Annotated in this window: 12 protein-coding genes; 11 read left to right on the forward strand and 1 reads right to left on the reverse strand. The window is 70.6% G+C overall.

The features are described from left to right. Positions 1-132: 132 nt before the first annotated feature. Positions 133-1,116: a UDP-glucose 4-epimerase GalE gene (galE, locus tag ABZ532_RS08925; protein WP_361280585.1), complete on the reverse strand. Its 984-nt coding sequence runs from the start codon at positions 1,114-1,116 to the stop codon at positions 133-135. A 224-nt stretch (positions 1,117-1,340) separates the two neighbouring features. On the opposite strand from galE, the gene ABZ532_RS08930 reads away from it, so the two are divergent. The 11 genes from ABZ532_RS08930 to ABZ532_RS08980 all read left to right on the forward strand — a co-directional run bounded on the left by ABZ532_RS08930 (position 1,341) and on the right by ABZ532_RS08980 (position 13,516). Then, positions 1,341-3,248 (forward strand): DUF5941 domain-containing protein, encoded by a 1,908-nt coding sequence (locus ABZ532_RS08930; RefSeq protein ID WP_361280793.1) that lies wholly within the window; start codon positions 1,341-1,343, stop codon positions 3,246-3,248. Beyond that, a complete protein-coding gene (locus ABZ532_RS08935) occupies positions 3,245-3,982 on the forward strand; it encodes a phosphocholine cytidylyltransferase family protein (protein ID WP_361280586.1) in 738 nt (245 codons plus the stop codon). Before ABZ532_RS08930 ends, ABZ532_RS08935 begins: the two co-directional genes overlap by 4 nt. After that, complete coding sequence (locus tag ABZ532_RS08940) at positions 3,970-5,034, forward strand: iron-containing alcohol dehydrogenase family protein (RefSeq protein WP_361280588.1); 1,065 nt, start codon at positions 3,970-3,972, stop codon at positions 5,032-5,034. Before ABZ532_RS08935 ends, ABZ532_RS08940 begins: the two co-directional genes overlap by 13 nt. Further along, positions 5,012-5,791, forward strand: coding sequence for a CDP-alcohol phosphatidyltransferase family protein (locus ABZ532_RS08945; protein ID WP_361280590.1), 780 nt, complete (start codon positions 5,012-5,014; stop codon positions 5,789-5,791). Before ABZ532_RS08940 ends, ABZ532_RS08945 begins: the two co-directional genes overlap by 23 nt. Positions 5,792-5,807: 16 nt before the next feature. Further along, a complete protein-coding gene (locus ABZ532_RS08950; RefSeq protein WP_361280794.1) occupies positions 5,808-6,686 on the forward strand; it encodes a glycosyltransferase in 879 nt (292 codons plus the stop codon). 95 nt (positions 6,687-6,781) lie between these two features. Beyond that, positions 6,782-7,711, forward strand: coding sequence for an ABC transporter permease (locus ABZ532_RS08955; protein ID WP_361280591.1), 930 nt, complete (start codon positions 6,782-6,784; stop codon positions 7,709-7,711). Then, positions 7,704-8,498, forward strand: coding sequence for an ABC transporter ATP-binding protein (locus ABZ532_RS08960; protein WP_361280592.1), 795 nt, complete (start codon positions 7,704-7,706; stop codon positions 8,496-8,498). The genes ABZ532_RS08955 and ABZ532_RS08960 overlap by 8 nt, the downstream gene beginning before the upstream one ends. Positions 8,499-8,819: 321 nt before the next feature. Beyond that, complete coding sequence (gene hpnC / locus ABZ532_RS08965; protein WP_361280593.1) at positions 8,820-9,758, forward strand: squalene synthase HpnC; 939 nt, start codon at positions 8,820-8,822, stop codon at positions 9,756-9,758. Positions 9,759-9,784: 26 nt separating this feature from the next. After that, complete coding sequence (hpnD, locus tag ABZ532_RS08970) at positions 9,785-10,717, forward strand: presqualene diphosphate synthase HpnD (protein WP_361280594.1); 933 nt, start codon at positions 9,785-9,787, stop codon at positions 10,715-10,717. Between the two features lie 310 nt (positions 10,718-11,027). Continuing rightward, complete coding sequence (hpnE, locus tag ABZ532_RS08975) at positions 11,028-12,419, forward strand: hydroxysqualene dehydroxylase HpnE (protein WP_361280595.1); 1,392 nt, start codon at positions 11,028-11,030, stop codon at positions 12,417-12,419. Then, entirely contained in the window at positions 12,416-13,516 is a 1,101-nt protein-coding gene (locus ABZ532_RS08980; protein WP_361280597.1) for a polyprenyl synthetase family protein, read from the forward strand. Before hpnE ends, ABZ532_RS08980 begins: the two co-directional genes overlap by 4 nt. Positions 13,517-13,689 lie beyond the last annotated feature (173 nt).

Raw genomic sequence — 13,689 nt, forward strand, 5'->3', positions numbered from 1 at the left:
GAGTGATCTGTCCGATTGGCCAGCCGGGGCCCAGTGAACTACGGGTGGGGGGTATCGGGCAACACGACGTTGAACACCGTTGTCATATGCTCTGACCTGCGGTTACGTCCGCAGGTCAGAGCGTGGTGACCATCAGCGGGCGGCGGCTTCGGGGTGGCGCAGCAGCCAGCCGTCCCAGGCCGACTCGACCATCTCGCGCACCCCGCGCCCGGCCGTCCAGCCCAGCTCCCTGCCGATCCGTTCGACCGAGGCCACGGCCTGCGCGGCGTCACCCGGCCTGCGCGGCGCCACGACCGCTGGGGTGCCGTGCCCCGTCACCTCGGCCACCAGCCGGGCGAGCTCCCGGACCGAGACGCCCTCACCGCGGCCGACGTTCACGGTGAGGTCGCCCGCTCCCTGCTGCGCGGTCAGCCGGCGGGCCACCGTCAGGTGCGCGTCGGCCAGGTCCGCGACATGGATGTAGTCGCGGATGCAGGTGCCGTCCGGGGTCGGGTAGTCGTCACCGAAGATCCGTGGAGCCTCACCACGGGTGATCCGGTCGAAGAACATCGGAATGATGTTGAACACCCCGGTGTCGGCGAGCTCGGGCCTGGCGGTGCCCGCCACATTGAAGTACCGCAGACAGGCCGTGGCGATCCCGTGGGCCTGCCCGGCCGCCCTGACCAGCCATTCACCGGCGAGCTTGGTCTCGCCGTACGGGTTGATCGGCACGGCCGGGGTGTCCTCCGTGATGAGCTCCGTGTCGGGCACCCCGTATACAGCGGCGGACGAGGAGAACAGGAAGCGCCGCACGCCCGCGGCGACCACGGCATCGAGCAGCACCGTCAGTCCGTGCACATTGTCGGCGTAGTAGCGCAGCGGCTGCTCCACGGACTCCCCGACCTGCTTCTTCGCCGCGAGATGCACCACACCGGTGACCGCGTGCTCGGCGAGCACCCGGTCGAGGGCCTCCCGTTCCAGCACCGACGCTCGCACCAGGGGCACTCCGTCGGGAAGCCGCCCCGGGATTCCGGTCGAGACGTCGTCGAGTACGACGACCTGCTCCCCGGCCGCGGCCATGGCGCCCGCCACATGGGCCCCGATATAGCCCGCTCCACCTGTAATCAGCCATGTCATGGCCGCCACCCTACGGCCCGGCCGCACCGGCCCGACCGTGCGCGTTTGTCGGTCGGGGTGCCGATCGTTGATGATCTAGGGGAGTGGGGTCTAGACGGCCCCACAGCACCCAAACCTCGGTGAGCTCGGGATTCCGGGCATCCGATAGCCTCAGCCGACATGCCGCCGTCCGGGTACCGGGCCGCCGTGCACGTTCACCGATCAGCGCCAAGGAGTGAGTCCGTCTGTCGACCGCCATCCTCACCGGCACGCCGGTACCCGGATCGCCGCTCGAAGGCGATCTGAGGTCGCTGGGCTTCGAAGTCCGTACCGCCTCCGGCGCCGACGGAACCGCAGCGCTCGTCGCCGCCGTCCCGGCAGGCGAACGGGTCGCCGTCGTGGACCCGCGACTCGTCGGCCATGTGCATGCCCTGCGTCTCGGCCTGACGGACCCCCGTTTCCCGGCCGCTGCCGTGCCGGGTGCGGTGACGGCCCAGCCGGAAGCGCGTACCGCGCTGCTGAGCGCCCTGCGCGCGGCGGCCGGGGAGACCTCCGCGTCCACCGGCGAGGCCACGCGCGTGGTGGCCGGGGAGACCTCCGCGTCCTCGGGCGAGGCCCCGTCCGCCACCGGGGCGGACACCGCACACCCCGCCACGGACCGGGCCGTCGTGCTCGCCGACCGGATCGCCGACGCGCTCGCCGCCGAGGGAGTCACCCCGCACCGGCCCGAGCTCGGCTCGCTCGTCTCGACCGTGCCGCAGGACCCCCAGGCCCGCAACGAGGCCCGCCAGGCGATCGCCGCCGTGGACGACGAGGCCGTACGGCTGCGCACGGCGGTGAAGTCCCGCGACGGCTTCTTCACCACCTTCTGCATCAGCCCGTACTCGCGCTACGTCGCCCGCTGGTGCGCCCGCCGCGGACTGACCCCCAACCAGGTCACCACGGCCTCGCTGATCACCGCGCTGATAGCGGCGGGCGCCGCCGCCACCGGCACCCGGGGCGGCTATGTCGCCGCCGGCTTCCTGCTTCTCTTCTCCTTCGTCCTGGACTGCACGGACGGACAGCTCGCCCGCTACGCCCTGAAGTACTCGACGATGGGGGCCTGGCTCGACGCCACCTTCGACCGGGCCAAGGAATACGCCTTCTACGCGGGCCTCGCCCTCGGATCCGCCAGGAACGGGGACGACGTCTGGGCCCTGGCCCTCGGCGCGATGGTGCTCCAGACCTGCCGGCACGTGGTGGACTTCTCGTTCAACGAGGCCAATCACGACGCGACCGCCAACACCAGTCCCACGGCCGCGCTCTCGGACCGGCTCGACAGCGTCGGTTGGACGGTCTGGGTACGCCGCATGATCGTGCTGCCGATCGGGGAGCGGTGGGCCATGATCGCTGTGCTGACGGCGGTGACCACGCCCCGGATCGTCTTCTACGCGCTGCTCGTCGGCTGCTCCTTCGCCGCCCTGTACACCACCGCCGGCCGGGTGCTCCGCTCGGTGACCCGCAAGGCGACCAGGACCGACCGCGCCGCCCAGGCCCTCGCGGACCTCGCCGACTCAGGCCGGCTCGCCGAGAGCTTCGCGGCGGCCTTCGCGGGGGTGGCGCGCGGCCTGCCCGGCATCGCGACCCTGCTGATCGCCACGGCCGGAGGCGCCGTCGTCGTGTGCGCCGCCGCCTTCAGCACCCCCGGCAGCTGGTGGCCGGTCGCCGCGGCCGCGCTGTACGTCGCGACCTCGGGCCTCGCGGTCGCCCGCCCTCTCAAGGGAGCCCTCGACTGGCTCGTTCCCCCGGTCTTCCGGGCCACCGAGTACGGCGTGATCCTGCTGCTCGCCGCCCGGTCCGAGGCGAACGGGGCGTTGCCTGCGGCTTTCGGGCTGGTCGCGGCAGTCGCCTACCATCACTACGACACGGTGTACCGCATCCGCGGTGGCACCGGCGCGCCGCCTGCCTGGCTGGTGCGTACCATCGGCGGCCACGAGGGCCGCACACTCGCGGTGTCGGTCCTCGCCGCCGCACTGGTGGCGCAGGGCTCCGGCTTCACCGTCGCGCTCACGGTGCTCGCGGTGGTCGTGGCCCTGGTGGTGCTCGTGGAGTCCATCCGCTTCTGGGTCTCCGCCGGAGCACCCGCCGTACATGACGAAGGAGAACCCGCATGATCGGCCTCGTACTGGCAGCCGGTGCAGGACGGCGTCTGCGTCCGTACACCGACACGCTTCCGAAGGCCCTCGTGCCCGTGAACGGGGACCTGTCGGTCCTCGACCTCACGCTCCGGAACTTCCATGAGATCGGCCTCACCGAGGTCGCCGTCGTCGTCGGCTACCGCAAGGAGGCCGTGTACGCACGCAAGGACGAGCTGGAGGCCACTTACGGCCTGAAGCTCACCCTGATCGACAACGACAAGGCAGAGGAGTGGAACAACGCCTACTCCCTGTGGTGCGCCCGTGACGTGCTGAAGCAGGGCGTGATCCTCGCCAACGGCGACACCGTGCACCCGGTCTCCGTGGAGCACACCCTGCTCGCCGCCCGTGGCAGCGGCCAGAAGATCATCCTCGCCCTCGACACGGTGAAGCAGCTCGCCGACGAGGAGATGAAGGTGATCACCGCCGACGGCGAGGGCGTGCGGAGGATCACCAAGCTGATGGACCCGGCCACCGCCACGGGCGAGTACATCGGCGTCACCCTGATCGAGCCCGATGCCGCCGAAGAGCTCGCCGACGCGCTGAGGACCACCTTCGAGCGCGACCCCGACCTCTACTACGAGGACGGCTACCAGGAGCTCGTCAACCGCGGTTTCACGATCGACGTGGCGCCGATCGGTGACGTCAAGTGGGTCGAGATCGACAACCACGACGACCTCGCGAAGGGCCGTGAGATCGCGTGCCAGTACTGACCCGGCTCATTCCCTCGCCGGTCGTCGTCGACATCAGCTGCGGGGCGATGGACGATCTGGCGGGCCTGCTGGCCGACCAGCGGATCTCCGCGTCGGGCGAGCTGGCGTTCGCGATCAGCAACGGCTCCGGCCAGGCGCTGCGCGAGCGGCTCGCCCCGGTGCTGCCCGGCGCCGACTGGTACGAGGTCGCGGACGGCACCATCGACTCGGCGGTCAGGCTGGCCGACGAGATCAAGGGCAAGCGCCGCTACGACGCGGTAGTCGGTCTCGGCGGAGGCAAGATCATCGACGTGGCGAAGTACGCTGCGGCGCGGGTCGGCCTGCCCCTGGTGGCGGTTGCCACCAACCTCGCCCACGACGGTCTGTGCTCGCCGATCTCCATCCTGGACAACGACAACGGGCGTGGCTCGTACGGAGTCCCCTCGCCGATCGCGATGGTGATCGACCTGGACGTGGTGCGCGAGGCCCCGGTCAGGTTCGTCCGCTCGGGCATCGGTGACGCGATCTCCAACATCTCCGCGATCGCCGACTGGGAGCTCTCCCACAAGATCACCGGGGAGTCCGTCGACGGACTGGCCGCCGCCATGGCCCGGACCGCGGGCGAGGCCGTGCTGCGCCACCCCGGGGGCGTCGGCGACGACGAGTTCCTGACGGTGCTCGCCGAGGCGCTCGTCCTCTCCGGTATCGCCATGTCGATCAGCGGCGACTCGCGTCCCTCCTCCGGGGCCTGCCACGAGATCAGCCATGCCTTCGACCTGCTCTACCCCACGCGGGCCGCCAGCCACGGCGAGCAGGCCGGCCTCGGAGCCGCCTTCGCGATGCACCTGCGCGGCGCCCATGAGCAGTCCGCGTTGTTCGCCGAGGTGCTCCGCCGGCACGGGCTGCCGGTGCTGCCCGACGAGATGGGCTTCTCGTCCGAGGAGTTCGTCCGCGCCGTCGAGTACGCGCCGCAGACCCGCCCTGGACGCTTCACCATCCTCGAGCACCTCGACCTGTCCACCGACCAGATCAGGGACGCGTACGCCGACTATGCCAAGACCATCCGTAGCTGAGCTCCGCCCGGTCGTGCACCCGGCGGGTGTGAAGGACCGGCGCAGCGGCGAGCACTGGGGCGGACGCCTCTACATGCGGGAGATCTCGCTGCGCATCACCCGCCTGCTGGTCACCACCAAGGTCACCCCGAACCAGCTGACCTATCTGATGACCGTCGCCGGTGTGCTGGCGCTGCCCGCCCTCCTGGTGCCGGGCATCTGGGGCGCCGTGCTCGGCGTCGTCATGGTCCAGCTCTACCTGCTGCTGGACTGCGTGGACGGCGAGGTCGCCCGCTGGAAGAAGCAGTACTCCCTGTCCGGCGTATACCTGGACCGGGTCGGTGCCTATCTGTGCGACGCCGCGGTCCTGGTCGGTTTCGGCCTGCGCGCGGCTGACCTGTGGAGCGGCGGCGGGATCGACTGGCTGTGGGCCTTCCTCGGCACTCTCGCGGCGCTCGGCGCCATCCTGATCAAGGCCGAGACCGACCTGGTCGGGGTGGCCCGGCACCAGGCCGGGATGGAGCCGGTGAAGGACGCGGCGGCCGAGCCGCGCTCGTCCGGGATGGCGCTCGCCCGCCGGGCGGCCGCCGCGCTGAAGTTCCACCGGCTGGTACTCGGCATCGAGGCCTCGCTGCTCATCCTGGTGCTCGCCATCGCCGACCAGATCCGGGGCGATCTGTTCTTCTCCCGCCTCGGCGTCGCCGTGCTGGCCGCCATCGCGCTGCTCCAGACGGTGCTGCACCTGGTGTCCATCCTCGTCTCCAGCAGGCTGAGGTGAGCGTATGACCAACAGCATGAAACTCGGTGCGGTCGTCATCACGATGGGCAACCGGCCCGACGACCTGCGCGCCCTGCTGGACTCCGTCGCCAAGCAGGAGGGCGACCCCGTCGAGGTGATCGTGGTCGGCAACGGCGCTCCGGTGACCGGCGTGGACGACTTCCCTTTCGTACGGACCGTGGACCTGCCCGAGAACCTGGGCATCCCGGGCGGGCGGAACGTGGGTATCGAAGCCTTCGGGCCGTCCGGTACGGAGGTCGACGCGCTGCTCTTCCTCGACGACGACGGTCTGCTGCCGAACAACGACACCGCGGAGCTGGTCCGCCGGGCGTTCACCGACGACCCGGCCCTGGGCATCGTCAGCTTCCGGATCGCCGACCCGGAGACCGGTGCCACCCAGCGTCGCCACGTGCCGCGGCTGAGGGCGTCCGACCCGATGCGCTCCTCGCGGGTGACGACCTTCCTGGGCGGTGCCAACGCCGTCCGGACCAAGGTCATCGCCGAGGTCGGAGGGCTCCCGGACGAGTTCTTCTACGCCCATGAGGAGACGGACCTCGCCTGGCGGGCCCTGGATGCCGGCTGGATGATCGACTACCGCTCCGACATGGTGCTGAACCACCCGCCGACCCCGCCCTCGCGGCATGCGGTCTACCACCGCATGGTGGCCCGTAACCGGGTGTGGCTGGCTCGTCGCAATCTGCCCGCGCCGCTGGTGCCGCTGTACCTCGGTGTCTGGATTCTTCTCACACTCGCCAGGCGTCCCTCGCTGTCGGCGCTCAAGGCGTGGTTCGGTGGATTCAAGGAGGGCTGGACGACTCCCTGCGGGCCCCGCAGGCCCATGAAGTGGCGTACGGTATGGCGGCTGACAAGGCTGGGCCGACCACCCGTCGTGTGACGGACCGCGGTCTGAGAGCATCGGGCGCGATCCGGGCCCTGGCCGCCACCTGAGCCCCCAACTGACGCGCATCTTGAACACGAAAGTTTCAACTTGTGAGTGACACAACCCATGACGGTGCGATCGTGACGGCCGCCCCGCCATCTCCCGACGCCGGGCTGAAGCCGGCGGAGCTGGCCGCCAAGTACGGCCTCACGGTGAGCGGTGCCCGACCGGGGCTCTTCGAGTACGTCAGGCAGCTCTGGGGCCGCCGCCACTTCATCCTCGCCTTCTCGTCGGCGAAGCTCACGGCCCAGTACAGCCAGGCCAAGCTCGGCCAGCTGTGGCAGGTGGCGACACCGCTGCTCAACGCGTTCGTCTACTACCTGATCTTCGGGCTCATCCTCGGCGCGGGGCGCGGGATGTCGAAGGAGGTCTACATCCCGTTCCTGGTGACGGGTGTGTTCGTGTTCACCTTCACCCAGACCTCGGTGATGGCGGGCGTACGGGCGATCTCCGGAAACCTGGGCCTGGTGAGGGCCCTGCACTTCCCGCGTGCCTCGCTGCCCATCTCCTTCGCGCTCCAGCAGCTCCAGCAGCTGTTGTTCTCGATGATCGTGCTGGTGCTCGTCGCGGTCGCGTTCGGCAGCTACCCCTCGCTCAGCTGGCTGCTGGTGATTCCGGCGCTCGCCCTCCAGTTCGTGTTCAACGTCGGCCTCGCGCTGATCATGGCCCGCTGGGGCAGCAACACCCCCGACCTGGCCCAGCTGATGCCGTTCATCATGCGTACCTGGATGTACGGCTCCGGCGTGATGTTCTCGATCCAGGAGATGCTCAAGGGCAAGCCGAGCTGGATCGCCGACGTGCTGATGTACAACCCGGCGGCCGTCTACATGGACCTGATGCGGTTCGCCCTGATCGACGGGTACGACAAGTCGAACCTGCCGTCGCACGTCTGGTTCGCGGCCCTGGCCTGGGCCGTCCTGCTGGGCGTCGTCGGGTTCGTGTACTTCTGGAAGGCTGAGGAGCGGTACGGCCGTGGCTGACGAGATCAGGACCCCGAGTGGCGCACGAGTGCCCACCGTCATCGCCGACGACGTCCACATCGTGTACCGCGTCAACGGCGCGAGCGGCGGGCGCGGCAGTGCCACCGCCGCGCTGAGCCGGATACTCAAGCGCGACCGCGAGGAGGCGCGCGGGGTGCGCAAGGTGCACGCCGTGCGCGGTGTCACCTTCACCGCCTACCGAGGCGAGGCCATCGGGCTCATCGGCACCAACGGCTCCGGCAAGTCGACCCTGCTGCGTGCCATCGCCGGACTGCTGCCCACGGAGAGCGGGAAGGTCTACACCGACGGCCAGCCGTCCCTGCTGGGCGTGAACGCGGCGCTCATGGGCGATCTGACCGGTGAGCGCAACGTCATCCTCGGTGGTCTTGCCATGGGCATGTCGCGCGAGGAGGTGCGGGAGCGCTACGAGGGCATCGTCGACTTCTCCGGTATCAACGAGAAGGGCGACTTCATCACGCTGCCGATGCGCACGTACTCCTCCGGTATGGGTGCCCGTCTGCGGTTCGCCATCGCCGCCGCCAAGGACCACGACGTCCTCATGATCGACGAGGCGCTGGCCACCGGTGACCGCAAGTTCCAGATCCGCTCGGAGGAGCGCATCCGCGAGCTGCGCGAGCATGCGGGCACGGTCTTCCTGGTGAGCCACAGCCTGGGCTCCATCCGGGACACCTGCGACCGGGTGCTGTGGCTGGAGAAGGGCGAGCTGCTGATGGACGGGCCGACCGCCGAGGTCCTCAAGGCGTACGAGAAGGAGACCGGGAAGTAGCCCCGGTCGGGCGAGCACGGCAGCGGGGCCCCACCGGAGCGATCCGGTGGGGCCCCGCACCGGGTCGGTGGCTCAAAGAGCCGTCAATTCCTGTGCCCCCTGGGGTGGTTGGTCGCGGATCGCAGTGTTCTTGTGACGCTCGCAGCACCCCGTCCCGGAGTCGGGGGCTGTACAACGTAAGCTGTAACGGTGCTGATTCACGGCGGCGTGTCCGAAATAGGATGTATTGGGTCGGCAGTGTAGAACGGGAGATGTGACGGCTATGACGGAAGATCTCCAGCTCCGCGTGTACGGCGCCGTCCCCGCAGCGGGCAGCCCGACGTGACGGGAACCCGGCAGGTGCGCCCCGACGCCGCCCCGCGCACCACACTGGACAAGGCCGCCCACGAGAACTTTCCCGTGGCCCCCTTCTTTCTCCCGCGGGCCTGGCGCGACCATCTGATGGCCGTGTACGGCTACGCACGGCTCGTCGACGACATCGGTGACGGAGACCTCGTACCCGGTGGGGCGGACGCCGCCCACCTCGGCCTCGACCCGGGGCAGGCCCAGGACCGGATCATGATGCTGGACGCCCTCGAGGCCGATCTGCGGCGTGTCTTCCGGGACGGCGACGGCTCCGTGGAGGGCGGGGACCCCCCGCGTCATCCGCTGCTCCGGGCCCTGGTGCCCACCGTCCGCCGCCACGCGCTCACCCCCGAGCCGTTCACCGGACTGATCGAGGCAAACCGCCAGGACCAGTTCGTCAGCCGCTACGAGACCTACGAGGACCTCGTCGCCTACTGCGCCCTGTCCGCGAATCCGGTGGGCCGGCTCGTGCTCGCCGTCACCGGCACCACCAGCCCCGAGCGGATCCGCCTGTCCGACACCGTCTGCACTGCGCTCCAGATCGTGGAACACCTGCAGGACATCGCGGAGGACCTGGCCGCCGACCGGATCTACCTCCCCGCCGACGACATGAAACGGTTCCGGGTGAGTGAGGCCGATCTCGCGGCGCCGACCGCGAGCGAGCGGGTGCGCGAGCTCGTCGCGTTCGAGGCCGGGCGCGCCGGGCGGCTGCTCGACGAGGGCATTCCGCTCGTGGCTTCCGTGCACGGCAGGCTCAGGCTGCTGCTCGCCGGATTCGTGGGCGGTGGGCGCGCCGCCCTCGCGGCGATCGAGGCGGCCGGGTATGACGTACTCCCCGGACCACCCGCACCGACCAGGGCGGGACTCGTGCGCGAAGTGGCAGCTGTCGTGCGCAGAGCCAGTAGAGAGGGGTGAGCCGAAACATGGAGGGACACCCGCCCATGTCCGCGCCGGTACGGGCCGCGTACAGCTACTGCGAGGCCGTCACCGGGCAGCAGGCACGGAACTTCGCCTACGGGATCCGCCTGTTGCCTCCGGACAAGCGGCAGGCCATGTCCGCGCTGTACGCCTTCTCCCGCCGGGTCGACGACATCGGTGACGGCGGCCTCGGCGAGCCGGCGAAACACGAGCGGCTCGAGTCGACCCGTGAACTCCTCAGCAGGATCCGCGGTGACAAGGTCGACGAGGACGACACCGACCCGGTGGCCGTGGCGCTCGCCGACGCGGCGCGCCGCTTCCCGATCCCGCTCGGCGGGCTGGACGAGCTGATCGACGGGGTCCTCATGGACGTCCGCGGCGAGACCTATGAGACCTGGGACGACCTCAAGGTCTACTGCCGGTGTGTCGCGGGCGCCATCGGCCGGCTGTCGCTCGGTGTGTTCGGCACGCAGCCCGGCGCGCGCGGCGCCGACCGCGCATCCGAGTACGCCGACACGCTGGGGCTCGCTCTCCAGCTCACCAACATCCTCCGCGACATCCGCGAGGACGCGGCGGGCGGCCGCACCTATCTGCCTTCCGACGACCTCGCCAAGTTCGGCTGCTCCACGGGCCTCAGCAGCCCGGTGCCGCCCGACGGCGCGGACTTCGCCGGCCTCGTGCACTACGAAGTGCGGCGTGCCCGGGGCCTGTTCGTGGAGGGCTACCGGCTGCTGCCCATGCTCGACCGGCGCAGCGGGGCCTGTGTGGCGGCCATGGCCGGGATCTACCGGCGGCTGCTCGACCGCATCGAGCGCGACCCCGAGGCCGTGCTGCGTGGCCGGGTCTCGCTGCCGGGCCGGGAGAAGGCCTTCGTGGCCGTCCGTGGACTGTCGGGTTTCGACGCCCGGCATGTCTCCCGGAGCGTCCTGCCGCAGGCCGTCAGGAGGCGCACCTGATGCGGCCCCGTGCTTCCGGTCAGCCCCGTACCATCCGCGCCGTCCGTGGTGCCCGTGCATCCCTTCCCCCCGGGAGCCGCCGGGGCCGCCACTCCCGCCGTGAACCCGGTGACCCCTGTGACGGCCGTGCTCTCAGTGCCCGCTGGGTAGCTCGTTGTGTACCGTGTCCCCCGCACACCGGTAACCGGGGTGCAACCCTCCGCGATATCGCCGCGTCTTTGTCCAGTGCGATGCGGGGAACCACGACGGGGGACACGCGGGCCGGAGCATCGCGGTCGTACCCCCCGTGCTTCGAGGACGGGGAGGGCCCATGACGGCACATGGCGCCGCGGCGGCACAGCCGCATGCGGTGGTGGTCGGTGGTGGACTCGCGGGCGTCACCGCCGCCCTGCGGCTCGCCGACTCGGGACTGCGCGTCACCCTGGTCGAGAACAGGCCGCGCCTGGGCGGTCTCGCGTTCTCGTTCCGGCGAGGTGAGCTGAGCGTCGACAACGGCCAGCACGTGTATCTGCGGTGCTGCACCGCCTACCGCTGGTTCCTCGACCGGGTGGATGGCGCACGTCTGGCCCCGCTCCAGGACCGGCTCGACGTCCCCGTACTCGATGTCGCCGATCCACGCCGCCCGCGCCTCGGGCACCTGCGCCGCACCGCGCTGCCCGTGCCGCTGCACCTCGCCGGCAGCCTGGCCGGGTATCCGCACCTCTCGCTCGCCGAGCGGGCGGCCGTCGGTCGGGCCGCGCTCGCGCTCGGGCGGCTCGACCCCGCCGACCCGGCCCTGGACACCCTTGACTTCGCCACCTGGCTCGGCCGGCACGGCCAGTCCCGGCGTGCCATCGAGGCCCTGTGGGACCTCGTCGGCGTGGCGACCCTCAACGCCACGGCGGACCACGCGTCCCTGGGCCTCGCCGCGATGGTGTTCAAGACCGGACTGCTCTCCGCACCGGGCGCCGCCGACATCGGCTGGGCCAGGGTCCCGCTCGGTGACCTCCATGACACGCTGACCCGCAAGGCTCTCGACTGCGCCGGCGTGCGCACCGAACTACGTACTCGTGCCAGTGCCGTCATCCGCACCGAGGAAGGCCGCTGGAACGTCACAGCAGGCACCCTGAGTCTCGACGCGGACACCGTCGTTCTGGCCGTGCCCCAGCGCGAGACGCACGCCCTGCTGCCCGAAGGCACCCTCGACCAGCCGGACCGGCTGCTCGACATCGGCACCGCACCGATCCTCAACATCCATGTGGTCTACGACCGCAAGGTGCTGCGCCGGCCGTTCTTCGCCGCACTGGGCAGTCCCATCCAGTGGGTCTTCGACCGCACGGACGCCTCAGGACTCGCCCAAGGCCAGTATCTGGCCCTCTCCCAGTCCGCCGCACACGACGAGATCGACGCCTCGGTCACCGCGCTGCGCGAACGCTATCTGCCCGAGCTGGAACGGCTGCTGCCCGCCGCGCACGGCGCGGAGGTGCGGGACTTCTTCGTCACCCGGGAGCGCACCGCCACCTTCGCACCCACCCCAGGCGTCGGCAGGCTACGGCCCGCCGCGCGCACCCGCGCATCCGGCCTGTACCTGGCCGGCTCCTGGACCGCCACCGGCTGGCCCGCGACCATGGAAGGCGCTGTGCGCAGCGGTATCAGCGCCGCCGCCGCCGCGCTGACCGATCTCGGCCGCCCCCATGAACATCCGCTCAAGGAGGCGGCATGACACCGAGCACTGGAACCAGAGGAGAGAAAGTGCCGACTGCGCCCTCGGCGAACCCGGCTGTTGACACCGTGGACGTCACCGCGCTGCTCGAGCGCGGGCGGACCCTGTCCACCCCGGTGCTGCGCGCTGCCGTGGACCGGCTCGCGCAGCCCATGGACACCGTCGCCGCCTACCACTTCGGCTGGATCGACGCCCAAGGACGCCCTGCCGACGGCGACGGCGGCAAGGCCGTAAGGCCTGCCCTCGCGCTGCTGTCCGCCGAGGTGGCCGGGGCAGCCCCCGAAGTCGGTGTTCCCGGTGCCGTCGCCGTCGAACTGGTGCACAACTTCTCGCTGCTCCACGACGATCTGATGGACGGTGACGAGCAGCGCCGCCACCGCGACACGGTGTGGAAGGTGCACGGACCGGCCCAGGCCATCCTGGTCGGCGACGCGCTCTTCGCACTGGCCAACGAGATCCTGCTGGAACTCGGCACGGTCGAGGCGGGGCGTGCCACCCGCAGGCTGACCGCGGCCACCCGCGGGCTCATCGACGGCCAGGCCCAGGACATCTCCTTCGAGCACCGCGAGCGGGTCACCGTCGAGGAGTGCCTGGAGATGGAGGGCAACAAGACCGGCGCGCTGCTCGCCTGCGCGGTGTCGATCGGCGCGGTGCTCGGCGGCGCCGACGACCACACCGCCGACACCCTGGAGACCTACGGCTACCACCTCGGACTCGCCTTCCAGGCCGTGGACGACCTGCTCGGCATCTGGGGCGACCCCGAGTCGACCGGCAAGCAGACCTGGAGCGACCTGCGTCAGCGCAAGAAGTCGCTGCCGGTCGTCGCCGCGCTCGCTGCGGGCGGCCCCGCGTCCGAGCGGCTGGGCGAACTGCTTGCCGCCGACGCGAAGAGCAGCGACTTCGACAGCTTCTCCGAGGAGGAGTTCGCCACCAGGGCGGCTCTGATCGAGGAAGCCGGCGGTCGCGAGTGGACCGCCGACGAGGCCCGCAGGCAGCACGCGATCGCGGTGGGCGCGCTGGACCGTATCGAGATGCCGGACCGGGTCAGGGCGCAGCTCGTCGCGCTCGCCGATTTCGTGGTCGTACGCAAGAGATGACGACAGCGGTACGGAGCGCCCCTCACGCAGCCGGTCACACGGCCGGTCGCGGAGCCGATCAGGCGAGAGAGAACACCGCGCGAGAGATGATCACCCTCAATCGCATATGAGCTCGCAGTCGCCGGCCGGTGCCCCTGACGGCACCGGCCGACGGCAGACCCGCAGCAGCAGAG

The sequence above is a fragment of the Streptomyces sp. NPDC019396 genome (genome assembly GCF_040632375.1).
In the GTDB taxonomy this organism is placed as follows: Bacteria; Actinomycetota; Actinomycetes; order Streptomycetales; family Streptomycetaceae; genus Streptomyces.